This is a genomic window from Brucella daejeonensis, from assembly GCF_014199265.1.
GTDB classification, from domain to species: domain Bacteria; phylum Pseudomonadota; class Alphaproteobacteria; order Rhizobiales; family Rhizobiaceae; genus Brucella; species Brucella daejeonensis.
Genome location: NZ_JACIJG010000002.1, coordinates 201,471 through 226,842, shown reverse-complemented (window position 1 = coordinate 226,842; position 25,372 = coordinate 201,471). Strand labels below are relative to the sequence as shown.

Genomic DNA, 25,372 nt, shown 5'->3' with positions numbered 1-25,372 from the left:
TATGATCCTCTACGGCACCAATCCCATTGCCTGGTCGAACGATGACGACCGCAGTCTGGGCGCACATATCACACTGGACCAATGTCTCGATGAAGCGGCGAAAATCGGCTTCGATGGAATTGAAAAAGGCCATAAATTCCCACAGAAGGCCCCAGCACTTAAAGCAATACTGGAACCGCGCGGCCTGCGCTATGTTTCGGGCTGGCATTCGCTCAATCTGCTGGTCAACTCCGTAGAAGATGAAAAGGCGGCGATGCAGCCCGCGCTTGATCTTCTGAAAGCCATGGGTTCGAAAGTCATCATCGTCTGCGAAACCTCAAACGCCATTCATGGTGACAATGAAAAGTCTCTGGCGGAACGCCCTGTTCTTGAGGATACACGCTGGGAAACCTTCGGTCGTGGTGTAGAAGCGCTTGCCCAACACGCCGCTGCGCAAGGCATTACACTCGTCTATCATCACCACATGGGCACGATCGTGGAAACGGAAGACGAGATCGACAGGCTGATGCGCTCCACCGGGCCGTATACAAAGCTTCTGCTTGACACCGGTCATTGCCTTTTCGGGCGGGGCCATCCTGAACGGGTTGCCCAAAAGCACATGGCCCGCGTCGGACATATCCATGCCAAGAATATCCGGCGGAACATAGCGAACGAAGTGCGCGACCAGAGCCTTTCCTTCCTCGAAGGCGTACGGCGCGGCGTCTTCACCGTGCCGGGCGACGCGGACGGTTGCGTTGATTTCGTGCCCGTGCTGAAAATTGCCGCCGAGCATGGCTATCAGGGCTGGCTGGTCATCGAAGCAGAGCAGGACCCCGATGTGCGCAATCCTTTTGAATATCAGTCTCTGGGGCTGAAATCCTTGAAGGCTTTCGCGCGCGAGGCAGGACTCGACAAGGGAGTTTAGGACATGGTCGAACTGTTGCGTAAACCCAAGGCCGCGAGCGGCAAGGTTCACGACATTACCCCTGAAAACGCTGGCTGGGGCTATGTCGGTTTCGGCCTCTATCGCCTAAAGCCCGGTGAACGTGCGTCCGAGAAAACTGGCGCGACGGAAGCTATCCTTGTTCTGGTGGAAGGTAAGGCCGAGATTTCCGCTTCCGGCGTAGCCTTTGGCGAAATGGGCGAACGCATGAGCCCATTCGAGAAATTGCCACCGCACTGCCTTTATGTTCCCGCCGAAAGCGAATGGAATGCCACGGCCACTAGCGAATGCGTGCTGGCGGTCTGCACGGCGCCGGGCAAGCCCGGTCGCAAGGCGCAGAAGCTCGGACCGGAAGGACTGACGCTCGAACAGCGTGGCACGGGTGCCAATACCCGCTTCATCCACAATATCGCGATGGAAGGCCGCGACGTCGCCGACAGCCTTCTGGTAACGGAAGTCTTTACGCCGCAGGGCAACTGGTCGTCCTATCCGCCGCACCGGCATGACGAGGACAACTTCCCGGATATGACCTATCTGGAGGAAACCTATTATCACCGGCTCAACCCGGCCCAGGGCTTCGGCTTTCAACGCGTTTTCACCGAAGATGGTAGCCTCGATGAGACTATGGCGGTCTCCGATGGCGATGTGGTTCTGGTACCCAAGGGCCATCATCCCTGTGGCGCGCCCTATGGCTACGAGATGTATTACCTCAATGTCATGGCCGGACCTCTACGCAAATGGCGGTTCAAAAACCATCCCGACCATGACTGGATTTTCAAACGCGACAATCCTTGACCGGAGGAGCCCCGGAAATCCGGGGCTTTTCATAGACCGACAACATTTTTCAGGTCGTCCACCGCACCGGGCGCGGCGGCGAAAACCCTGTTGCCGCTGGTGAGATTTTCGCCGTCGGTCGGGAATGGGTGGATATAGCCGCCAGCCTCGCGTACAAGACAGAAGCCTGCCATGCAATCCCAGGCGTGCATATATGGTTCGTAATAGCCGACCAGCCTGCCAGCCGCGACATAGGCAATCATCAGCGCACCGGAACCGTTGCGGATGAACGTGCCGCCTGCTTCCAGCAGATTTTCAACTATCTTTGCCACTAGCTGCGGCGTTACATAATTATTTGCGCCGATGCCTGTCACCGCATTACGAATATTGCGTGACGGATCGAGCGCTAGCTTCCTGCCATTCAATGTCGCGCCTTGCCCTTTGGCAGCAGCATAAAGCTCATCGAAACACGGTGCCCGAATGACGCCCACCACCGGTTCACCGTCTTTCAAAACAGCGATGGAAACGCACCAGTTGGGCATACCATTGACGAAGGGACTGGTGCCGTCGATCGGATCGACCACCCATGTATAACCGGATGAACCGGCGTTCAGCCCATATTCCTCGCCCAGACACCCATCCTGCGGAAAGCTTTCAGATACGTGCGCGCGGATGAGTTGTTCCACATCGCGGTCGGCTATCGACACCACATCCTGCGGGCCGCGCTTGGTTTCGATGACCAGCGTTTCACGACGGTTGAAATAGTCGAATGCCTTCGCACCCGCCTCGCGCGCGATCTTTTTGGCAAAAGCCAACCGTATTTCAAGGTCCTGTTGGAAATGGGCAGTCATGATGATTTCCGGTGTGCTTATTGGTTGATGATGGCAAGGCCGCGTGTCTTGAACTGGATAGAAACATCTGTCTGCGGCGGCAAGGCCTGTTCGACCGCCGGATCGACGATGAACAGCTTGCCGTGTTCGGTCTCGATTTCATATTCGATATGATCGCCGAGATAGGCCGAATGCGCCACGCGGCCGGAAAACCCACCGCCCGTCCTAGGTTGCAGGGTAACGCCGTTGGGCCTGATCGCAAGTTGCGCCGGTCCGGGTCGGGCATTGCGTGTCGGTACGCGATGGGTAAGACCGGCGACGCGAATGACGGCCTCGCCGTCTTCAGAGCTCACCACTTCGCAGGGCACGACATTGGCTTCTCCCATGAAATCGGCAATGAACGCAGAAGCCGGAGCTTCGTAAAGGTCACGCGGGCTGCCCTTCTGGGCAATTTCCCCCTCCTTCATAACGATGATTGTGTCCGATACGGCCAGTGCCTCGTCCTGGTCGTGCGTCACATAGACGGCTGTGAAGCCAAGGCGTTGCTGCAACTCACGGATTTCCGTACGCACACGGCGGCGAAGGCGCGCATCGAGATTGGAAAGCGGTTCATCCAGAAGCAAAACCTGCGGCTCCAGCACGAGCGCGCGGGCCACCGCCACACGCTGCTGCTGTCCGCCAGATAGTTCCGCCGGAAGGCGGTGGCCCATCCCGCCAAGGCCTACGAGCTTCAGCCCTTCTTCGGCGCGCTCGCGCGCTTCGTTCTTCTTGAAGCCGGAGGATTCCAGCCCATAAGCCACATTGTCCAGCGATGTCATATGCGGAAAGAGCGCATAGGACTGAAAGACCATCGAGACGTCGCGCTCGTTGGCGGGCAGATTGGTCACATCCTTGCCGCCGATGAGAATGCGACCTGATGTCGGATGCTCCAGACCGGCCAGAAGCCGCAGCGTCGTGGTTTTGCCGCAACCGGAAGGCCCCAGCAGCGTAACCAGCGTACCGGGTTCCACCGTCAGGGACAAATCGGTCAGGGCCGTGAAATTGCCGAATTTCTTGGTTATGTTTTCGAAGGTTACGGAACCGGGACGGATAGCGGTCATGCGATTTTCTCCTGACGGGCTGGCGTAACGGACGCGACGCGATTTTCGCGCCGCAGCCTGCGTTCGCCTACGAGAAGCTGGAAACTGGTTATGACGACGACCATCACCACGATCAGCATGGAGGAATAGGCAATCGCCACGCCGAATTCGCCGTTCTCCACCAGCCCGACGATATAGGCGGTCGCCATATTGTATTGGGCTGAAACGAGAAAGATCACGGCGCTGATGGAAGTGATCGCACGCACAAAGGAATAGACAAGCGCGGCTGTGATGGCCGGTCGCAACAAAGGAAGGATAACCTTGCGAATAGTGCGGAAACTGCCCGCGCGCAGCGTGAGCGAGGCTTCGTCCAAACTACGGTCGAGCTGGCTCATCGCCGCAATGCCGCCGCGCACACCAACAGGCATGTTGCGGAATACAAAGCAGGCAATGAGGATCAGCGCCGTGCCGGTCATTTCCAGCGGAGGCAGATTGAAAGCCATGATGTAGCTGACGCCGATGACCGTGCCAGGAATGGCAAAACTCAGCATCAGCGCGAATTCAAACACGTTGCGCCCGACAAAACGCTGTCGCACGATCAGATAGGCCGTGAGCAAGCCGACAGCGGCGGTGAGCGGCGCGGACACGAGCGAAATTTCCATCGTCGTCCAGAACGAATTCCACGCAACGCCGGTCCATGCCAACCCGTCGTCCGTCGATACGACGGAGAAAGCGCGCGCGTAATGCTCCAACGTCAGCGTATTGTCGAGGCCCCACTGACGTACGAAACCTCCGACGAGGATCATCGCATAGACGACCACGGTGAAGATCATCCACGGAATAACAAGCATATAGGCGCCGATCCTCAACCCACGCGGCAGGCCCGCATGTATGCCGGAATCGCCCTTGCCAGTGACCGTGGCGAAATTCTTGCCCGACAGCCAGAACCGCTGGACGAGAAAGGCCGAGAGCGTGAAAAAGAGAAGCACGATTGCCAGAACCGCTGCGCGCGACGGGTCGTTCTGTGCGCCGACGACGGCGAAGAAAATCTCCGTTGAGAGAACGCCATGACTTCCGCCCAGCACCATCGGGTTACCGAAATCGGCCATGCTTTCAATAAAAGAGAGCAAAAAGGCATTGGCGAGGCCAGGAGCCATCAGTGGCAGAGAAACGCGCCTGAAGGTGCGCCAGCGGTCAGCTCGAAGTGTCTGCGAGGCTTCTTCCATCGAGGGGGAAACACCTTCGACAACGCCGATCAGAACGAGAAACGAGATCGGCGTGAAGGACAGAACCTGCGCGATCCAGATGCCGGTCAGGCCGTAGAGCCAGCGGCCCGGCTCAACACCGAGGATGTGGGAAATCTGCTCCGTCACCACGCCCGCGCGCCCAAATAAAAGTGTAAGCGCGAGACCTATCACGAAGGGCGGCGTGATGATGGGAAGAATGGTGAGAAGCCGCAAGCCTTTCTTGAAGGGAAAGCCGGTTCGGGTGGAGACAAGAGCGAAAGCAAGGCCCAGAACCGTGGACCCGATCGCCGTCATCAGCGCCAGCCAAAGCGTACGCCATGCAACGCCACAGCGCCCTTCCCCGACCACGCAGGCGAAGCTCCAGATGGAAGAGTCCTGAATGTTGCCGACGAAACCGTCCGGTTTGAACGAGCCGTCAAAGTCCTGTACCGAACCTGCAAACATGCTCAGTACCGGATAGAACACGAAGACACCGACGAGTGCCACCAAAAGCGTGATCGATGAAACGACAAAGGCGTCGCCCTTCATCACACCGCGCTCGGCAAGTGCGAAAGAGAAGATCAGGAGAAAGGATAGGCCCATGAAAACAGCGCCGGCACCAAAAGATGGCTGACCGTCGTCGAGCATCCCGAAAAGCTTTTCGATGATTGCCCAGTTCCAGCCGGAAAAGCCGATTGCCAATCCCTGCAACGCCAGAAAACCGACGCCAATCAGGCTTGCACCGATGAGAACGCCGCTTCGCTTTCCTGCGGGCAAGGCAAAGGGTGCAAAAGCGCAAATAAGCATAAGAACGGCGATTGCGCCAATCCATGGACGCCCGAACAGGAATGTCTGCAGAATGCCGGGCGCGGCAGCACCGTCGCTGAACAGTCTTTCAAGCCAACTGAAATGGAAAAATCCGTCTTCAATGCGGTACCAGGGCAACAAAACAAAGGCGATTAGCGCGATTGCCAGAACGGCATCCAGTCTACGGTTATGCTGTTTCATAAGTGCGTCCGCTTCCCCTATTTACCGGGTATTTCAGGGAAATAGATAGTGCATACCCGACCAAGTCGGGTTTGCACTATTCTGATCATCCCGCCGCCAACGGCGAGCGTTGATGTCACGATCAGTTGGCGGCCGCGCCAATTTCCTTATCCCAGCGTTCAAGCAATTTCTTACGCTTGGCTGGTTCGCCATAGGCCTTGAAATCGTAATCGATCAGCTTGATGTCTTCGAAGCGCGGAGACTCCTTGGGAACCTCGGCAGACTTATTGGAGGGAAGCTGGAAAGACTTGGCATCCTTCATATGCGACTGCACTTCAGCGGTCAGGGCCCAGTCATACCATTTCTTGGCGTTGTCGAGATTCTTGGCGCCCTTGATGATGGACATGGAGCCAATTTCATAGCCGGTTCCCTCACATGGCGCGACCGATTTGATCGGGAAACCTTCCGCCGTCATCGAAACCGCATCGTGCATGAAAACAATTCCAATGCCCGTTTCGCCGCGTGCAGCCGATTTCACCGGCGCGGACCCGGATTTGGTATATTGTGAGACATTGGCATTGAGCTTCTTCAGATATTCAAAGGCCTTGTCTTCCCCCATGATCTGAACAAGCGTCGCGAGCGCCGTATAGGCGGTACCGGACGAATTGGGATTGGCCATCTGGATCTCATCCTTATAGGACGCATCGAGCAGATCCGCCCAGCACTTGGGTTCCTTCAGTTTCTTTTTGGAAAGAATATCGGTGTTGTACCCCCAGCCGAGCGCACCTGCATAAACACCAACAGTACGGAAACCGGAACTTTCGGCCTGGTTTTTGGCCCAATCCTGCAACTGATCAAGCATTGGCGACTTGTATTCAAGCGTCAGCCCTTCGGCTGCGGCCTGAAGATGCGGATCACCTGTGCCCGCCCACCAGATATCGGTCTTCGGATTGCGCGCTTCGGCTCGAACCTTGGCATAGGTTTCGCCTGATGACAGACGCACCATGTTTACCTTGGTACCCGTGTCTTTCTCGAACATGTTCTTCATCTGCTCGCAAATCACCACATCCGCCGAGCAAATCAGATTGAGATTACCTGCAGCCTCGGCAGAAAATGCAAATGAAGACACGCCAGCGGCCAGCGCCGTTACCAGAATTACCGAACGCATTGTTTTCCCTCCCTTTATGCGGCGCCTCCACGCCGACGCCCTTACAGGCGCTTGCATAATGTTCGCCTTTTAGAACGGCGTGTCAATCAAGATGTAAATTTCATTCCGAATCTCAAGAAAATAATTCAATAATTCTGTTTTCTAGTGATGTGTGCGGCACAACAAACAAAGAAAAGGCGGCTTTCACGCCGCCTTTCTGTATTAATATCTGCCGAAGGATCAGCCGATTGCCATCAGGCTGGCATTACCACCTGCTGCGGTGGTGTTGATCGAGGTCGAAACTTCTTCCAGGAGCCAGTTGAGGCAATAGGCATCATCCTGTGCCAGTTCCGTCGAAGAGGCAGCCTGGGTGAGCACCAATGGCCCTGGCAGTGCCGCGATCTTCTGGTTGACCTCCAGTATCCGGGCACTGTCGCCTTCGATCAGCGCGCCTGCAAAAGGCGCATCCGTGGCCCAGTCCTTGCTCCAGTGAATGCGTAAGGCGACGTTGGCCGGCAAATCCTTGAGTCTCTCCTGAAGGGCGCAAGCCGCATCGATTACCGCCATATTGCCGGTGGCAAGAACTGCGGTAAGCTGGCGATAAAGACCGATCTCGGTCTGCGGAACAAGCAGGATGCGGCCCCGCGGATGAAGCGCATAGAGATTGCGCTCGCCGACCGGCCCGGAAAATTCGATCTCAAGGCCAAGCGCCGAAGCGCTGCCGGTTTCGCGCGCCGCCTGCGCCAGATCATTCTCGCCGCGATTGCCGAGCCACTTGGCAAAATCCTTGAGTGCCGCATCGGTATGAACCGAGCTGTGACGCGGCGGGATCGGCGCATTATCCACCAGACGCCCCAGATAAAGCGGGCCACCCGCCTTGGGGCCAGTACCGGACAGGCCGCGACCGCCGAAGGGCTGCACACCAACAACCGCACCGATGACATTGCGGTTGATATAGATGTTACCAACGCGAATACGCCCCGCGACATTGGCAATGGTTTCGTCAAGGCGCGTGTGCAGACCGAAGGTCAGGCCATAGCCGGTTGCATTAATATCGTCGATCAGGTGCTCCATGTCGTCGCGCTTGTAGCGCACTACATGCAGAACCGGACCAAACACCTCGCGCTTCAAATCGCTCAAGGATTCGATCTCGATGATCGTCGGTGCAACGAATGTGCCCTGATCCGTCTCAGCCCCCAGCGGAAGCTGCTCGACCTTGCGGCCAAGGCCGCGCATCGCGTCAATGTGCTTTTCGATAATGCCCTTGGCTTCATCGGTAATGACCGGGCCAATATCGACATTGAGTTTGTCGGTGCGACCGATGGAGAGTTCCTTCAACGCGCCCTTGAGCATGGTCAAAATACGATCGGCAACATCGTCCTGAAGGCAGAGCACACGCAGCGCCGAACAGCGCTGACCGGCGCTATCGAAAGCCGAGGCGATCACGTCGAAGACAACCTGTTCCGCCAAAGCCGACGAATCCACGATCATGGCGTTCTGGCCACCGGTTTCCGCGATGAGCGGGATTGGCTTGCCATTCGGCAACAGGCGCGTGGCAAGCTGCGCCTGAATAAGCCGCGCCACCTCTGTCGAGCCGGTGAACATCACGCCGCAGGTTTCAGGTGCGGCCACCAGCGCTGCGCCGATACGGCCATCACCCGGCAGAAGCTGCAATGCATCGGTGGGGATGCCCGCTTCATGCAGGATACGCACGCCCTGCGCCGCGATCAGCGGCGTTTCTTCGGCAGGCTTGGCCAGAACCGGATTACCCGCGACGAGGGCAGCAGCAATCTGGCCGGTGAAGATAGCCAGCGGGAAATTCCACGGGCTAATACAAACGACAGGCCCAAGCGGTTTATGGCCGACGCCCAGCGTGCGGCGAGTCTGCTCGGCATAATAACGCAGGAAATCAATCGCTTCGCGCACTTCGGCGATGGCGTTCGGCATGGATTTACCGGCTTCGCGCATCACGAGACCCAGCAATTGCGGCATGTCGCGCTGCATGATGTCGGCGGCACGTTCAAGAAAGGCGGCGCGTGTTACCGGCGCAAAGGCCGACCAGCTTGCGGTGGCTTTCTCCGCGATGGCCATCGCCCTGGCAACGTCTGCTGCGTCAATTTCGGTGACCGTACCGACAATATCGTCGCGGTCACCGGGGTTCAGAACAGGGCGGCTTGTGCCCTTGACCTTTTTGCCAGCGATCTGCGGTTCGGCCACCCATTCGCGGCTTGCCGTTTCCGCAAGGGTTTTGCTCAAAGCGTCAAGCGTCACTTCATTGGAAAGATCGAAGCCAGTGGAATTCCGGCGAGCGCCATAGAGACTTTCTGGGAGCGCAATCTGGTCGTGGCGCGCACCAACCACAGCCATGGAACGCACAACCTCGACCGGATCGGCCACCAGTTCATCGACGGAAACGCTTTCGTCTCCGATACGGTTGACGAAAGAGGAATTGGCGCCGTTTTCGAGAAGGCGGCGCACCAGATAGGCCAGCAGCGTTTCATGCGTGCCAACGGGCGCATAGATGCGCGCCGGACGGCCCAGCTTCGACGGACCAACCACTTCGTCATAAAGCGGTTCACCCATGCCGTGCAGGCATTGGAACTCGAACTTGCCGGTTTTGAAATCTTCTCCGGCCAGATGGTAGATGGTGGCAAGCGTCAGCGCATTATGCGTCGCAAATTGCGGGAAGACCGCATCGGTTGCGGCCAGAAGCTTGCGGGCGCATGCGATATAAGAAACATCGGTGTGAACCTTGCGCGTATAGACCGGAAAATCTTCCAGACCGTCCACCTGCGCACGCTTGATTTCGGCGTCCCAGTAAGCCCCCTTGACCAGACGCACCATAACGCGGCGCTTGTTGCGGCGCGCCATATCGATGATGAAATCGAGCACGAAGGGGCAGCGCTTGCCATAGGCCTGCACGACAAAGCCGATGCCTTCCCAATCCGCCAGATCGGGGTCTTCACAAAGGCTCTGCAACAGGTCGAGCGACAGTTCCAGACGGTCAGCTTCCTCAGCATCGATATTGAGGCCGATATTGTAAGACTTGGCGATTGCGGCCAGTGCCTTCACCTTGGGCAACAGCTCGCCCTTGACGCGTTCGCTCTGCGAGCGGACATAGCGCGGATGAAGCGCCGAAAGCTTGATCGAAATACCGGGACCATCATAAATCCCGCGACCGGCGGAAGCGCGACCGATGGCATGAATGGCCGTCTCGTAATCCTCGTAATAACGCTCTGCATCGGCTGCCGTCGTAGCTGCCTCGCCCAGCATATCGTAGGAATAGCGGAAGCCGCGCTCTTCCAGCGCTTTTGCCCGTTTCAGTGCTTCGTCAATGGTTTCGCCGGTGACGAACTGCTCGCCCATCATGCGCATCGCCATATCGACGCCGCGCCGGATGACCGGCTCGCCGCAGCGCGCGATCAGACGCGTCAGCGCCGCCGAAAGACCGTGATCATTGACCGTATTGGTGAGCTTGCCGGTGACGACAAGGCCCCATGTAGCGGCATTGACGAACAGCGAACGTCCGCCGCCCATATGGGATTTCCAGTCGCCGTGTGAAATCTTGTCACGGATCAGCGCGTCACGGGTCGCCATGTCCGGGATGCGCAAAAGGGCCTCGGCAAGGCACATCAGCGCCACGCCTTCCTGACTCGACAGTGAATATTCATGCACCAGACCTTCGACGCCGGTACCCTTGTGCTTGGCGCGTAGCGCCTCGATCAGACGGCGCGCCGTGGTGCGAATGGCCTTGCGCGTTTCTTCCGGCAAAGTCGCCTGCTCGACCAAAGCCGTAACGCACTCGGCTTCCGGGCGGCGATAGGCGGCGGTGATCGCCTGACGCAGCGCGCTCTGCTCGCGAATCGGCGGCGCGAAATTCTGAAAAACGGGAGCTTTGGAAACGGGAATATTGTCGGTCATGGTGCACTGCTCACAAAAAGGAAACGGCTCCAGATGTCACTCAGGATAACCCTTCTTTGATTTGGGTGCACATTATCATTGGTGGAAATTTCATTCTGCCTTCATTTCGGCTACAGAAAGGAAATCCGATCCTATTATTGGAACTATGGAAGGCTAATAGAATGAGAAAAATAGACTCTGTAGACGATCTGGATCAGTTCGATCGCCGCATTCTGGAAGTGATGAGCGAAGACGGGCGCATTCCCGTGACCGAACTGTCAAAAAAAGTCGGGCTTTCCAAAACGCCATGTCAGGCACGACTGAAACGACTTGTCGATGAAGGTTATATTCTGGGCTTTCGCGCGGCAATCGATCCGGAAAAACTGGGCCTCGACCATATTGCATTCACGACCGTCAAACTATCGGACACACGTGAAACGGCACTCAACGCCTTCAATACCGCCGTTCGCAAAATCCGCGAAGTCGAGGAGTGCCATATGATAGCAAGCTCCTTCGACTATCTTTTGAAAGTACGCACACACAACATCCGACGCTATCGCGAAGTGCTGGGCGAAAAGATTTCCAGCCTGCCCAATGTGGCGAGCACATCCACCTTCGTCGTGATGGAATCGGTCAAGGATAACCGGCCGGTGAGGGTCTATCCGGGCGCGCTGTGACTGCTCTTACAACGGTTCATCAGCCAGATAGCGTTCCAGCGCTTTGACTGTGCCTTCCTGCCATATGCGCAGAAGAGCAGACGAAAATGCCGCGACATAAGCGGGATTTGAAGCTAGTGCGCCAAAAATATCGTCCATGGCAAGCCAGGCCGCCGGGTTGTCTTTTGCAAGAGCGGCCTGCTTGGTGAGGCGATCCCATGACGGATCGTTCGGCTCGATCACTGTGCCGCTGTCAGTCGTACCGTAGCAGTAACGGCACCAGAAGGCCGACACCAGTGCAAGACCGGTGACGGATTTACCTTCGGCAACACGATCAACTGCTGTCGGCAGGATGAATTTCGGCTGACGGTTGGAACCGTCCAGACACAGGCGGCGAATGGTGTCGCCGATACGCGGATTGGCAAAACGTTTGTCAATCAGTATCCGATATTCGTCCAGGTTCGTGTCCGGCACCAGAGGCACTTCCGGGATAATCTCTTCCTGGGTAAGCTTTTCCAGATAGCGCCGGATCAACGGATGCTCCATCGCTTCGTGAACGAAGTGAATATCGAGTAATCCGCCCGGATAGGCGATAGCCGCATGACCACCGTTGAGGATGCGGATTTTCATCAATTCGTAAGCGGCCACCTGATCGGTAAAAGTAACGCCAACCTTTTCCAGCGCGGGTCGCCCGGTCGGGAAATTATCCTCCACCACCCATTGCCTGAAACCTTCGCAGAAAACCGGCCAACGATCTTCGACGCCAAAATCCTTCGCGGCGATCTCTCTTTCGCGTGCGCCAGTAGCGGGTGTGATGCGATCCACCATTGAATTCGGAAAGGCGACGTTAGCCGAAATCCAATCGGCAAAAACGGGGTCGCTCAACTTTGCAAGGCCCGTCACCGCGTCTTCCGTAACATGCCCGTTGCCGGGAATGTTGTCGCATGACATGACCGTGAAAGGCGCGACACCTGCCTCCCTGCGCAGTTTTAGTGCCAGGACAATCAAGCCGAAAACGGTTTTCGGTCTGTCGGAATGCGTCGCGTCCGCCACGATATCGGGATGAGCCGGATCGAAGGTCTGGCTTGCGGGATCGATATAATAGCCACCTTCCGTAATCGTCATCGAAACGATACGGGTATCGGGCGACGTGAGATAGGCCATCAAGGCCTCGCGTCCTTCATCCGTGGATATGGTCACATAATCGACCATGGAAGCGGTAATCCGCGCGCCGGCATAGTCGGCCTCCTGCTCGACGACAGTAGTAAGCCAGTCCTGCGCCTTCAACGTTTCACGCATCGCATCGTCGCTGACGCGTACGCCCGCCCCCACCAGCGCCCAGTCATGCCCCTCGCCGGTTGTGAACAATTCATCCAGATAAACGGCCTGATGCGCACGATGGAAATTGCCAACACCGAAATGCACGATACCCGGTCTCAGCCCTGCCGGGTCGTAACCGGGTCTGTGTACCTTGTCGAAGCTCTGGAGCGTTGCGCGCGACAGCTTTGTCATGACACTTTCCTTTAAAATCAATCAGCTACGAACTGAACTTTCATCGTCGCGGAATCACTGCCATGCTTGGTGAAGAATGGCAGCATCTCACTGAGCGGCAACCGGTGTGAAACGAGCCGCGCCATGTCGCCTCTGTCCTTTTTCAGTATTTCCAAAGCCTGTGGAATGTTGCGATTCAAAGAATGTGAACCGGCAATGCGTATCTGGCGGCGAAAAATTTCAAACGGAGCGACGGCAATTCGAGCATCTGGTGCGCAGACGCCGAACACCAGAACCGTGCCGCCATCCGCGGCAAAATCCACCATGCCCTCCACGACCGTCGCGATACCGGTAGCGTCGGCCACGAAGTCGAAACTGCGCCTGCTTTTTTCCAACGCGTCGGAACCGGACATGACAGGCTCCAACCCCAAACTTTCCACAAAGGCAAGGCGATGTTCATTGATATCGGCGACCGACACCTGCGCCACCCCTTGCGCCTTTAGTGACAAGGCCATCAGCAAACCTATGGGGCCAGCCCCGAAAACGAGAGCGTTCTCTGGACATCGCGACCCAGTTCCCAACCCCGCCGTATCCAGTCCATTCAACACACAGGCCAATGGTTCGGCGAGTGCGGCAACATCGAACGACAGATCACCTATCGGATGAACATGCGCCACATGAACGCGACTTTGCTCCGCGAAGCCTCCATTGTGGGTGACGCCATAGGCTTTCAGGTTGGAGCAGAGATTACTCAGGCCTTTCCGGCAAGCGCGGCAATGCCCGCAGGGAATATTGGGATCGACGGCAATTCGGTCTCCCGGTCTCACATTGGCCACGTCTTCCGCGACGGCCAATACGACGCCTGCATATTCATGTCCGGGCACAAGCGGAGAAGCACTGGAACCATAACGACCGTGCAACACGTCGATATCCGTGTGACATAGGCCGGACGCTCTGACATCGATCAGAACGTGACCAGGCTTCAGTTCCGGTTCCGGCAGGTCGGCCAGACTGGCTTTACCGTGACCAGTGAAATATATCGCTTTCATCGCCTTACCCGGGCTTGTTCAAGCCATCCAGTTGCCGCCATCCACGCCGAAAGTCTGGGCGAGGACATAATCGCTATCCGACGAAGCGAGGAACACGGCCATACCGGTGATATCTTCCGGTTTCGCAAAGCGGCCGATAGGCACCGACTTTGCCACCGCAGCTTTTTTCTCGCCCGGCTTCAGGCCTTCCCACTTGGCAAAATTCGCGTCTACCACATCCCAATGTTCGCCATCGACCACTCCGGGGGCGATGGCATTTACATTGATCCCGTGTTTCACCAGCGCAAGTGCCGCGGATTGCGTCGCGGAGATGATCGCCGCCTTGGAGGCGCAATAAAGTGTCACCAGTGCCTCGCCGCGACGGCCCGCCTGACTGGCCATATTGATGATCTTCCCGCCACGTCCGCGCTTAATCATGACATTGGAGACGGCCTTCATCATGAAGAGAGGCCCTTTTAAATTGATGCCCAGCACTCGCTCATAGCTGTCTTCGGTAAGTTCATTGATCGGCGCCATGTCGAAGATCGCGGCATTGTTAACCAGAATATCGATGCCGCCATACTCCGCGTCGATTTCCGCGACCACTTTGTCGATTGCGCCAAGATCGGTCACATCCAGTCGAACGGCGTGGGCCGAATCCCCTATGGCACGTGCGGCTTCCTCGGCCCGCTCGATATTGATATCGGCGATGATGACCTTCGCGCCTTCACGCGCATAGGCTTCGGCGAAGCCAAGCCCGATGCCGCGCGCCGCGCCGGTGATAAGGGCAACCTTGTCTTTCAGTCTCATGGGGAACTCCGGATGTAAGTCTACACTCAAAAGTGCGTTTCTATTCTGCCAGAAGCAATGGATGCCGCTCATAACGTTCCAGAGCTTTACCGTCCGGCATGAACAAATGTGCATCCGCCGGATCGAATCCAAGCTTCGCCGGCTGATGCGCACGGGCAACGCTGTTTCCCCCCGCTTCCGCAACGATCAAGCCGTTCGCGCCGTCGTGCTGCACGTAGAGATAGGTCTCGCCACCCAACCGCTCGACAACCATGATCTCACCGTCAAGAATGCCGTCGGCAGCAGGATGCAGATGTTCAGGGCGTATACCGAGAACCAGAGGCGCGGAGGCACTCACGCCATCGCTTTTCACTGGTACCTTGACAGAACGGCCATTGGCGAGTTCCACCGTCACGCCATCCGCATCCGTTGCACTTACTTTCACATCTATGAAATTCATGGTCGGCGAGCCGATGAAACCGGCAACGAACCGATTAACCGGATGATGATAAAGTTCCAGAGGCGACCCTACCTGCTCTACCCGCCCATCGCGCAGCACGACGATTTTGTGGGCCAGCGTCATCGCCTCCACCTGGTCGTGCGTAACATAGATCATAGTCGCATTCAGCCTGTCATGCAGGCGCGCAAGTTCGATGCGCATCTGCACCCGCAACGCCGCATCGAGGTTCGAAAGCGGTTCGTCGAACAGGAAAATCTTCGGCTCGCGGACCATCGCGCGCCCGATGGCGACACGCTGGCGCTGCCCACCTGAAAGCTGGCGCGGCTTGCGATCGAGAAGCTGGTCAAGTTGCAGCGTTTTCGCCACTTCCCCCACCTTGCGATCGCGTTCGGCCTTTGCCACGCCTGCCAGTTTGAGCGCGAAACCCATATTGTCGCGCACATTCATATGCGGATAAAGCGCATAGGTCTGGAATACCATGGCAAGGCCGCGCTCATCCGGCGGTGTGTCGTTAACACGCTCACCGTCTATGGAAAGATCCCCACTGGTAATTTCCTCAAGCCCCGCAATCATGCGCAGAAGCGTCGATTTTCCAGAACCGGACGGCCCCACGAAAACCACGAATTCGCGGTCCGCTATGTCGAGATCGACCCCTTTTATGACGTCAACAGGGCCGAAGGATTTGGTGGCGTTCTTCAGTGAAAGTGTGGCCATTTTATTTCCTTTATTTCACGGCGCCGAAGGTGAGACCGCGCACCAGTTGGCGCTGCGTGACCCATCCGAAGACGAGGATTGGCGCGATGGCGAGTGTCGAAGCCGCCGACAGCTTTGCCCAGAACAGACCTTCCGGAGAGGAAAAGGACGCAATGAAAGCGGTGAGCGGCCCGGCCTGCGAAGCTGTCAGGTTGAGGCTCCAGAACGCCTCATTCCAGCACAGGATGATGGAGAGAAGCGCGGTGGACGCGATGCCGGGAAGGCTGAGCGGTAAAAGCAGATAGCGTATCTGCTGGCTCACTTTCGCGCCGTCCATGCGGCTTGCCTCCAGAATTTCGCCTGGAACTTCCTTGAAGAAGGAATAGAGCATCCACACTACAATCGGCAGGTTGGACAGGGTGAAGATAATGATGAGGCCGGTGCGCGTATCGAGAAGCCCACTGTCACGCGACAGAAGATAGATCGGCACCAGAACCCCGACGGCCGGTAGCATCTTGGTGGACAGCATCCAAAGAAGCAGATCCTTTGTGCGCTTGCCCGGGAAAAACGCCGCCGCATAGGCCGCAGGCACAGCAACGATGAGCGAAAGTATCGTCGCACCAAGACTTTCCACTACGCTGTTCATCGCATAGCGAAAATAATCCGCGCGCTGGTTTACCACGGCAAAATTTTCAAGCGTCGGCTCGAAAAAGAGCTTCGGCGGCGCAACCGCGTCGATCTCCGTCTTGAAGGATGCAAGCAGCATCCAGAAAATCGGAAAGAACATTGCGAGCGCCACAATCCATCCGATGATGCCGGCGGAGACCGTGGCCCTGTCGATCTTGTGTTTTACAGCCATCGGTCAGCCTCCTAATTGTCCAGATTACGCGCAACGGTCCGGATCAGGAACGCGGCCACGATATTGGCGAGGATAATGGCAATGACGCCGGCAGCCGATGCGCCGCCGATATCCCACTGCAGCAGCGCCTTCAGATAGATGAAATAGGTGAGCGTCGTGGTAGCGATGCCCGGTCCGCCCGAGGTAGTAACGAGAATTTCCGCAAACACCGACAGCAGGAAAATTGTCTCGATCATGATGACGACGGAGATCGGACGCAACAGATGCGGCAGAACGATATAGAAGAACATGACGGGTCCCTTGGCCCCGTCGAGCCGCGCCGCTTCCATCTGCTCCCGGTCAAGCGACTGCATGGCAGTCATGAGAATGAGCGTTGCGAAAGGCACCCACTGCCAGGACACTATGATGATGACCGAAGCCATCGGGAACTGTGCGAACCAGTCAACGACCGGCAAGCCGAAACTTCGGGAAATGAAGGCAAAAAGCCCATTCACCGGATGCATCAGGAGGTTTTTCCAGATCAGCGCCGAAACCGTCGGCATGACGAAGAACGGCGCTATCACCAGCAATCGGGCAATGTTCTTGCCCCAGAAATCCTGATCGAAAATGACGGCGAAGAGAACGCCCACAACGACCGAGATGGCCAATACCGACATGACGAGTATCAGCGTCTTGACAATTGCCGACCACAGCGTCGGATCGGACAGTAAGAAGGAATAGTTCGAGAAACCGGCAAAACCGGTGATGAAAGGATTGATGAGATTATAGTACTGGAACGAGAACCAGATCGTCATCGCCAGCGGAACGATCATCCACAACAGAAGCAGGATGACCGCCGGAGCGAGCAGTGGTCCGGTGCGGACACTGCGCCGTGATCGGGCGGCGAAACGCGATTTCGTGCCTGTGGCCAATGCCTGATTTGCTGGCATAGCGAACCTTTCCTCCCCTTTCATCTGGCTAGCTGCAAGGAAACAAGCCTGCCGCCCTCAATGAAGAGGAAGGCGGCAGGTCTGCATTTGCTGCTATTTGATGTAACCGGCCTGCGTCATGATCTGCTCGACCTGACGCTGCGTGCCATCCAGCGCCGCGTCCACGCTTTGCTGACCGGCAACAGCCGATGAGATCGCCTGCCCAACGAGCGTGCCTATAGCCTGAAACTCTGGAATGGCCACGAACTGGATACCGGTATAGGGAACCGGATCCTTGGTCGGCTTGGTCGGATCTGCGGATTCGATCGCCTTCAGCACCGTGCCCGCGAAGGGGGCGGCCTTCTTGTATTCCTCATTGGCATAGGTTGACTGGCGCGTACCCGGAGGCACGGCAACCCAACCTTCAGACTTGCCGACGAGTTCGACATATTGTTTCGAAGTCGCCCACTTGAGGAACGATTTTGCAGCTTCCACCTTCTTGCTCGAAGCCGGAATCGCAAGATTCCATGACCAAGCCCATGAAGAACCGTTCGGCGTCACCTCCACGGGAGCCTTGGTGAAAGCAACCTTGTCGGCAACCTGGCTTTGCTTCGGGTCGTAAATGCGTCCAGCTGCCGACGTTGCATCAACCCACATCGCGCAATGACCAGTAGAGAACAAAGCCTGATTTTCGTTGAAGCCATTCGAGGTAATTCCGGGGGGGCCAGCTTCCTTCATCAGATCAACGTAAAAATTGATGGCCTTTTTCCATTCCGGCGAATTGATCTGCGGCTTCCAGTTTTCGTCGAACCAGCGCCCGCCGAACGTGTTCACCAGAGTACCGAGATAAGCCATATTTTCGCCCCAACCCGGCTTACCGCGCAGGCAGAGACCATATTGCTCCTTCGATTTGTCGGTGAGTTTGGTGGCAAACTCCTTGATCTCGGCATAGGTCGGCGCATCGGGCATCTTCAGTCCCGCGGCATCGAACAGGTCCTTGCGGTAAAGCGTGAACGAACTCTCGGCATAGAATGGCACTGCATAGAGCTTGCCGTCGACCGTGAGACCGGCGCGCACCGGTTTGATGAGATCGTCGTAACCGTAATCGTCACCAAGATCGTCAACCGGAAGAAGCCATCCGGCTTTGCCCCAGATCGGCGTTTCATAGCCCCCGATAGTCAAGATGTCGAACTGGCCGCTCTTGGTGGCAATGTCGGTGGTGACACGCTGCCGCAACACGTTTTCTTCAAGCACCACCCAGTTGATCTTGTTGCCGGTTTCCTTTTCCCATTCCGGCGACAGTTTTTGCATGATGATCATGTCACCATTATTGACCGTGGCGATGGTGAGCTCCTCGGCCCACGCAACTCCGGTCGTAAACGCGATACTCGCAGCAGAAGCTACCAGCCCCGCAACATACGATTTGGTCCGCATCTCGCCTCCTCCTTTACGAATGCATAGCAAAATTCTTACATATGTAAACTTTATGGCGCGAGCCATCGTGGCTTGTCAAGCGCAGTCTTCAATTTTGCGTTGCGAGGCAGGATAACTGTCTCATGGCTGTATTCCCAGATCAGCGCAGTGCGCCCTGTCTTTTCATCACAACTCGCAACACCGGCCGAACCAAGTCGCGAAATGATGATTCAGCACGTCAGAAATACAGACACCTCCGCCCTGCAATTTCAGTTTTTTGTTGTTTTAACATATTTGACTTTTCACTGCATCATTCCCGATGAACACATTTGTTTGCTTGACGTTCCGTACGGGCTTTGTCAGTTTGACTGCACTTCATCCGGACGGAAATGGATAGATGACGCCGGAGAAAAGCCTTGAAATCATTGACGAAGGGCAGCCATTGACAACCGGCGTCCAAGTCGATCTACGCGTCCCGACATAATTGAAGGCTTCAGCAGAACAGAGGTTGCGGCCATGAAAAGCCTGCGACAGCAGACGGACAGGACATAAAGACGTGCGCAAGACGATACGCACCATGGAGGAGTTTTCGGAACTGGTCGGACTATCCCGTCCTACGGTTTCGAAATATTTCAACGATCCATCATCTGTCCGCCCCCGGACCCGCGAACTCATTGAGGCTGCAGTCAAACAATCAGGGTTTCGCCCCAATCTTTTCGCGGTGAACCTAAATCGTCGGCGCACGACAATTCTTGGCATCATCATTCCAAACCAGCTAGACCATTTCTACATGGCCATGACACGGCGGCTGCAATCGCTCGCCGAGCAACGCGGTTTTCTTGCCGTCGTGCTATCGTCCGACGGCAAACCGGAGCTTGAAAAGCAAGCTATTGAAACCTTGCGCTCCTTCAATGTGGCTGGCGCGATCATCGCGCCCTTGGGCGAGCAGTCTCAGCATTCGATGCTGGCCCATCTCGCCGACGATATACCTATTGTCTACGTGGACTCTCCACTGAACAACACGTCTCCTTTTGTCGGTACCGACAATATCAGGTCCTTTCACCTGATCGTTGATTATCTGTGCCGCTCGGGCAGCGAACCATGTTATTTTTCCATGCCCATGGTCAACAACAACGCAATCAAGCGGCAGGAAGCCTATTGTCAGGCAATGGACAAGCTCGGGTTTGAACCGCGCATCGTGGACCTTGAGCCAAGCAGAAGCTGGGATTTTGAGCAATACGCCTTTGAACAGACGGCGCGAATCCTGCGTGAGAAGGGACGCTTGCCGTCCAGCACCGTTCTATGCTCCAACGACAGAATTGCCTTTGGCGTTACAGCGGCACTCTGGCAAGCGGGATTGAAAATCGGCAGGCTCAAGGATTGTGACGTGCGCGTCGCGGGACACGATAACAATCCGCTTTCCGAATATACCTGTCCGCCGCTTACCACCGTGGCGCAGGATTATAACGAGATCGGTCGGCTGGCGATCGAACTTCTCTTTCGAACGCTCGGCGAAACGACAGATGACCGGCTGGAACTGCCCGAAAACCAACGCATCTTGCTCAATGCGGAAATCAAGCTACGCATGAGCGCGTGACCCGGCGCCCCAAACGGGTCATCTGGAAGCTAAACCCACTTCCAAAGAAAATGGCGGATTGCTCCGCCATCTTTAAATTCCGTCCAGTTTGAGCGGATTGCAGCTCTAATTGAGGCCAAGCGTGCCGCGCAGTGTGGACAAATCTTCCGCCAGTGTCGTCACGGGGCCGGCAAGCGCCTTACGGTCGTCATCCGACAGCTTGTCATAGGATTCGTATCCCTCGCCCTTCTTGTACTTCGCGAGGATATCGTCGACAGTCTTGAAGTTGACTTCAACCTTTTTCACGAGATCGGAATTCTCCTTTTCGAGCAAAGGCTTGAAAAGTTCGACGATTTTCTGGGCACCGTCGACATTGGCCTTGAAATCCCAAAGGTCAGTATGGCTGTAGCGGTCCTCCTCACCGGAAATCTTGGTTGCAGCCACTTCTTCGAGCAGGGCCGCAGCACCACCGACCACTTTTTCGGGCGGGACAGTCAGGTCTTTTACGCGCTTTTGCAGTTCCAGCACATCGGCGTAGAGCCTGTCGGCAACCGAAGCCAGCCCGTCGGTCGTATTCTGGGCGAACAAGCCATACTCGATGCGATGGAAGCCCGTGAAATCTTCCGATTTCTCACCGTTCTCATGATCGTCGGCACGACTGTCGATGGAGGCATCGAGATCGGCAAAAAGTTCGGCAATCGGCTCGATCTTTTCATAGGATACGCGGGTTGACGGATAAAGCTCCCTGGCTTTTTCCAGTTCGCCTGCTTTGACCGCATCGGTGAAGGCCTTGGTATCCTTTACGAGAATATCAAGATTGTCCTGCACATAGATCTTGTAGTCAGCAATCGGCTGAACCAGGTCCAGCGGCGAAACTTCAGCTCTGGCGGCACCTAAGCTGAGCGCGAGAGCAACGGCACATGCCGATGCAAGCAATGGCAGACGATATTTCATGTTTAACCTCTCCACAGAAAGCGCATTCCGAGAAACGCGCACCAAGTCAAAATCCTGACATCACCGTCATCCGCGGGCACTCTGGGGACCACTCGCCACCAGCAATGCACGCGCATAATGATCCTTTTCATCCCGCACACCCGGCAGCGTGAAGAAGTAACCGCCGCCGATCGGCTTGAGATATTCTTCAAGCGGCTCGCCGTTCAGCCGGTTCTGGACAGTAATGAATCCCTTCTCCAGATCGGCCTGATAGGCGATGAAGAGAAGCCCCATGTCGAGTTGCCCCGATTTGCTGACGCCATTGGAATAGTTGAATGGCCGACGCAAAATGAGATGTTCCCTGGCGCTTGCATCGCGCGGATTAGCCAGGCGAATATGCGAATCCAGCGGGGTAACCTTCCCGTCGGCATCTTTCGCGTAATCAGGAACGTCGGTCTCGGTTTTGCCATCAAACGGAGCACCGCTATCCTTGCGCCTGCCGAAAATGGCTTCCTGCTCCTGCAACGGCGTGCGGTCCCAGCGCTCGACGAAATTCCGAATGATGCGCACGGCCATGTAGCTGCCGTTAAGCGCCCATTCCGGCTCTTCATTTGCTTCCGTCACCCAGACGACCTGCTGCATGAGTGCCTCGTCAGTCGAATCCGGATTGGCGGAGCCGTCCCGGAAGCCGAGGAAGTTCCGTGCGCTTTCCTTCGCCTTGGGAGAATGCGGCGGCTGCACCGGCACCGAGCCTTCCTGCTTCCAGCGGACCATCAGGAGGTCGGGCATGTTCTTCATGATGTCGCGCAGTGCGTGAATATTCGTGTCTGGCGTATTCGAACAGAACTGAACAACAAGATCGCCGTGGCAGATGTCCTTCTGCAGCGCGTCGTTCGGAAAGCCAGTCATGCGTTGCAGAAGTTTCGGCTTCATTGGCTTCAGCCCGAAACGATCATCGAATAGTGAGGCGCCGAGAGCCACTGTAATGGTGAGATTGTCGGGCGTGACGACAGGCCCGAGAATACCGGAATCGGATGGTGGGAATTTCGGATCGAGTTGCGGCGGTTCACCGCCCCTCATCAAAAATGCTGCGCGCTCGGTCAAAAGCTTGAACATGCGCTCCAGTTCTGCGCGATCACGCGCCAGGACGTCGAACGAAGCAACCAGACCTGCGGCCGGTCGCGGCGTGACAATGCCCGGCTGATATCTGCCGTAGAACGACCGGCTCTCATGCATTTTGCCGCTTTCAGGGGCGTTGGTCACGCTATCTGACGAGAGCGCCTGAGCCGACTGCGGCGCCAGAACACCCGCGACCGCGCCAGCGACGCCCGTCGCTCCCGCTCCAAGCAGCAAGGCCCTGCGCCCGGCTGAAACGGTCTCTCTGGATGAAGTATCTTTGTTGCTGAAAAATTTTCTGGTCATCATTCCACCCCTAACTGGTCGCGGAGTTTCGAAAACTGTGTGGCGAGCGCGGTCACACCATCTCTGATCTTTGCCTTTTCGTCCGAGGACAGCGTGTCATATGTTCGGTAGTGATTGCCCTCGGCATCGGTAGCGAGAAGCCTAGCGATGGAAGCTGCATCCCTGTCGACATTATCGAACGCCTTGGCGTCAGCTTTGACAACGACGGGACGCAGAACATCGGCGGTCTTTCCGGCACCATCGAGAAGCCCCGACAAAGCCTCCAGATCGGTATGGGCATAGCGGTCTTCGCCATTATCGCCTGCCACAGACGCAAAACGATTCAATGCGGATGCAGTACCGGCCATCATACGATCCGGCGAAATCCGCAAGCTGCGAATACGTTTCTTCAGGGCGCTCGCATCCTGCTCCAGTTTCCGCACTACGGGAGCGAGCCCATCGACCGACTTCTGCTCAAAAAGACCATATTCGATCCGATGCAAGCCGCCGAAAGCCGGATCCTGTTCACGCTTTTCAAAGTAATCAGCCCGCGCATTGATGGCCGTATCAAGATCGGAGAAGGCTTCGGAAACCGGAGCAATGCGTGCATAGGCAGCCCGCGCCGGGCCATATGCAGCCTGTGCGGCAGCGAGATCGCCACCCGCAACAGCCGTCGAGAGATCACCCACGACCTTCTGAAAAGCAACAACCTCCACGCCGAGATAAATCTGGTACTCGGCCAGCGCTCCGATGAATGCAGTCAGCGGCAACTTACCCTTTTCTGCTTCGCTTACGGCGGACGGCGTTACAGTAAGCTTGCCGCGCGGATTGGACAGGAGCCCACAGGTGATCTGGTATTCACCCGGCGCGAGCTTTGCCGTGATCATCTGCCTGAAACCGGGCGCGATATTCTCACGCTCTTCCAGCACCATCACGCCATCGAGAATTTCCCATTCTACCGTGCGGTCGGACTGATTGACGATCTCGAAAACCGAGCGCCCTGCCGGAACAGTGAGCTCATTCGGCTCGCAGTTCCTGGCGTTGATAGCCACCCGTATCTTGCCATCGGCATTTGCATGACGCGCCTTATCCGACACTCTCGATGCATAATAAAATGCAGCACCTGCCGCCAGAAGCAACAATACGGCCAGAGCCAGTCCAACCTGGACCAGATTGCGCGAAAACGGTTCTGCGGACTTCGAGTTGGTCATGAAAATCTCGTTTACTGAATACTTGTCTTGATCCGGGCGGCAGTCGTCGAGTTCCCCCCCGGCATCAAAAACAGGACGAGCGCGGGAATGAGGAACGCCAGATAGGCAACCACTTCGCTAATCGTCGGTGTGGCGATGTAGCCGAAAATTCCAGCCAGAATGGAACCGAGCGCACTATCGAGCGGAAGAACGCTGCTGGCATCGAAGGCGACTGCCTGAAAGCGGTTCCAGAGCCCGGCTTCGTGCAGCGCCATAACGGAATTGGCGAGGATACCGGCCGCGATTATCAGGATGAAAATACCAGTCCAGCGGAAGAAACGGCGAAGATTGAGCCTCAACCCGCCCTTGTATATGCCGTATCCGACTGCCGCTGCCAGCAACACACCAAGAAGCGCCCCGAGTGGCGCTGCCCCGCCTTCGCTCTGCTGAAAAGCGGCAAGCAGAAAGAACACCGACTCCAGCCCTTCCCGCGCCACCGCGAAAAAAACCATAAGGATCAGACCCAACCCCTGATAGGTCGATGTTTCAAAAGCCGCATCGATGGATTGATGCAGTTCCACCTTGATGGATCTTGCCGCCCTACGCATCCAGAACACCATAGAGGTCAGGACGACAACGGCGATCAGACCGATAATAGCTTCGAAGAGCTCCTGCGCTTTTTGCGGAAATTCCGCGCTGAGCAACTGCAAGATAGCGCCGACAGTCAATGACATTGCCAGCGCCAGAAGAATGCCTATCCACACGACGGGCATCCAGGCGCTGCGACCTGTCTGATGCAAATAGCTCGCAATGATGCCAACGATCAGGGCCGCTTCCACACCTTCGCGGAACATGATGAGAAAAGGTACGAGCATACAAACTTGTCCAATAACCGGGGAAACAGACCTGGCTCCTGGTCGTTTCCCTTCAAATTCGGCACAAAGCCTTCATCAATTGGTCATCTTTTATATCCGCGCTGCCTTCACTGCAAGTTAAATGAAGTTGACAATCGCAGGAATGTTTTAGAATTATTCTAATAATTTCATAGCATTAGTGTACCCGCTCATCGCCGCGTCGCACATCCGCCGTTATGAGCGAGCTATCAATTGG

General features: G+C 56.4%; 20 protein-coding genes. 4 read left to right on the top strand and 16 right to left on the bottom strand.

The annotated features are described in order from the left end of the window. Nucleotide 1 precedes the first annotated feature (1 nt). Together iolE and iolB are read left to right on the top strand one after the other, a co-directional pair. A complete protein-coding gene (gene iolE / locus FHS76_RS03380) occupies nucleotides 2-904 on the top strand; it encodes a myo-inosose-2 dehydratase (RefSeq protein WP_183648078.1) in 903 nt (300 codons plus the stop codon). A gap of 3 nt (nucleotides 905-907) precedes the next feature. After that, nucleotides 908-1,717, top strand: a complete 810-nt coding sequence (gene iolB / locus FHS76_RS03375) for a 5-deoxy-glucuronate isomerase (protein ID WP_183648075.1) — start codon at nucleotides 908-910, stop codon at nucleotides 1,715-1,717. Nucleotides 1,718-1,746: 29 nt separating this feature from the next. On the opposite strand, the gene FHS76_RS03370 is transcribed toward iolB, so the two are convergent. The 5 genes from FHS76_RS03370 to putA all read right to left on the bottom strand — a co-directional run bounded on the left by FHS76_RS03370 (nucleotide 1,747) and on the right by putA (nucleotide 10,886). Then, a complete protein-coding gene (locus tag FHS76_RS03370; protein WP_183648072.1) occupies nucleotides 1,747-2,547 on the bottom strand; it encodes an inositol monophosphatase family protein in 801 nt (266 codons plus the stop codon). Nucleotides 2,548-2,564: 17 nt separating this feature from the next. Next, nucleotides 2,565-3,626, bottom strand: coding sequence for an ABC transporter ATP-binding protein (locus FHS76_RS03365; RefSeq protein WP_183648069.1), 1,062 nt, complete (start codon nucleotides 3,624-3,626; stop codon nucleotides 2,565-2,567). After that, a complete protein-coding gene (locus tag FHS76_RS03360) occupies nucleotides 3,623-5,839 on the bottom strand; it encodes an ABC transporter permease (RefSeq protein ID WP_183648066.1) in 2,217 nt (738 codons plus the stop codon). Before FHS76_RS03360 ends, FHS76_RS03365 begins: the two co-directional genes overlap by 4 nt. 121 nt (nucleotides 5,840-5,960) lie before the next feature. Then, entirely contained in the window at nucleotides 5,961-6,986 is a 1,026-nt protein-coding gene (locus FHS76_RS03355; protein WP_183648062.1) for an ABC transporter substrate-binding protein, read from the bottom strand. Nucleotides 6,987-7,205: 219 nt separating this feature from the next. After that, nucleotides 7,206-10,886, bottom strand: coding sequence for a trifunctional transcriptional regulator/proline dehydrogenase/L-glutamate gamma-semialdehyde dehydrogenase (gene putA, locus FHS76_RS03350; protein WP_183648059.1), 3,681 nt, complete (start codon nucleotides 10,884-10,886; stop codon nucleotides 7,206-7,208). A 161-nt stretch (nucleotides 10,887-11,047) separates the two neighbouring features. On the opposite strand from putA, the gene FHS76_RS03345 reads away from it, so the two are divergent. Next, complete coding sequence (locus tag FHS76_RS03345) at nucleotides 11,048-11,542, top strand: Lrp/AsnC family transcriptional regulator (protein ID WP_183648057.1); 495 nt, start codon at nucleotides 11,048-11,050, stop codon at nucleotides 11,540-11,542. Nucleotides 11,543-11,548: 6 nt separating this feature from the next. On the opposite strand, the gene FHS76_RS03340 is transcribed toward FHS76_RS03345, so the two are convergent. The 7 genes from FHS76_RS03340 to FHS76_RS03310 form a co-directional block, all read right to left on the bottom strand. Beyond that, nucleotides 11,549-13,033, bottom strand: coding sequence for a mannitol dehydrogenase family protein (locus FHS76_RS03340; RefSeq protein WP_183648055.1), 1,485 nt, complete (start codon nucleotides 13,031-13,033; stop codon nucleotides 11,549-11,551). A gap of 17 nt (nucleotides 13,034-13,050) precedes the next feature. Beyond that, nucleotides 13,051-14,061, bottom strand: a complete 1,011-nt coding sequence (locus FHS76_RS03335; RefSeq protein ID WP_183648053.1) for a zinc-dependent alcohol dehydrogenase family protein — start codon at nucleotides 14,059-14,061, stop codon at nucleotides 13,051-13,053. Nucleotides 14,062-14,079: 18 nt separating this feature from the next. Then, on the bottom strand, nucleotides 14,080-14,850 hold the full coding sequence (locus tag FHS76_RS03330; protein ID WP_183648051.1) for an L-iditol 2-dehydrogenase: 771 nt from the start codon (nucleotides 14,848-14,850) through the stop codon (nucleotides 14,080-14,082). 40 nt (nucleotides 14,851-14,890) lie between these two features. Next, a complete protein-coding gene (locus FHS76_RS03325) occupies nucleotides 14,891-16,003 on the bottom strand; it encodes an ABC transporter ATP-binding protein (protein WP_183648049.1) in 1,113 nt (370 codons plus the stop codon). A gap of 10 nt (nucleotides 16,004-16,013) precedes the next feature. Further along, nucleotides 16,014-16,841, bottom strand: a complete 828-nt coding sequence (locus FHS76_RS03320) for a carbohydrate ABC transporter permease (protein WP_183648046.1) — start codon at nucleotides 16,839-16,841, stop codon at nucleotides 16,014-16,016. 11 nt (nucleotides 16,842-16,852) lie between these two features. Continuing rightward, a complete protein-coding gene (locus FHS76_RS03315) occupies nucleotides 16,853-17,770 on the bottom strand; it encodes a carbohydrate ABC transporter permease (protein WP_183648043.1) in 918 nt (305 codons plus the stop codon). A gap of 93 nt (nucleotides 17,771-17,863) precedes the next feature. Then, the gene (locus FHS76_RS03310; RefSeq protein WP_183648040.1) at nucleotides 17,864-19,183 is read right to left on the bottom strand and encodes an ABC transporter substrate-binding protein; all 1,320 of its coding nucleotides are present in this window, start codon (nucleotides 19,181-19,183) and stop codon (nucleotides 17,864-17,866) included. A gap of 556 nt (nucleotides 19,184-19,739) precedes the next feature. Between FHS76_RS03310 and FHS76_RS03305 the strand changes: the two genes are divergently transcribed. After that, nucleotides 19,740-20,759, top strand: coding sequence for a LacI family DNA-binding transcriptional regulator (locus FHS76_RS03305; protein WP_183648437.1), 1,020 nt, complete (start codon nucleotides 19,740-19,742; stop codon nucleotides 20,757-20,759). Between the two features lie 105 nt (nucleotides 20,760-20,864). Here FHS76_RS03305 and efeO (FHS76_RS03300) read toward each other — a convergent pair whose 3' ends face one another. From efeO (FHS76_RS03300) to efeU, 4 genes are all read right to left on the bottom strand, one after another. Then, a complete protein-coding gene (efeO, locus tag FHS76_RS03300) occupies nucleotides 20,865-21,692 on the bottom strand; it encodes an iron uptake system protein EfeO (RefSeq protein ID WP_183648037.1) in 828 nt (275 codons plus the stop codon). A gap of 66 nt (nucleotides 21,693-21,758) precedes the next feature. Then, nucleotides 21,759-23,093, bottom strand: a complete 1,335-nt coding sequence (gene efeB, locus FHS76_RS03295; protein WP_183648034.1) for an iron uptake transporter deferrochelatase/peroxidase subunit — start codon at nucleotides 23,091-23,093, stop codon at nucleotides 21,759-21,761. After that, nucleotides 23,093-24,283, bottom strand: a complete 1,191-nt coding sequence (gene efeO / locus FHS76_RS03290) for an iron uptake system protein EfeO (protein ID WP_183648030.1) — start codon at nucleotides 24,281-24,283, stop codon at nucleotides 23,093-23,095. Before efeO (FHS76_RS03290) ends, efeB begins: the two co-directional genes overlap by 1 nt. 11 nt (nucleotides 24,284-24,294) lie before the next feature. Continuing rightward, on the bottom strand, nucleotides 24,295-25,137 hold the full coding sequence (gene efeU, locus FHS76_RS03285) for an iron uptake transporter permease EfeU (RefSeq protein WP_183648027.1): 843 nt from the start codon (nucleotides 25,135-25,137) through the stop codon (nucleotides 24,295-24,297). Between the last annotated feature and the right edge of the window lie 235 nt (nucleotides 25,138-25,372).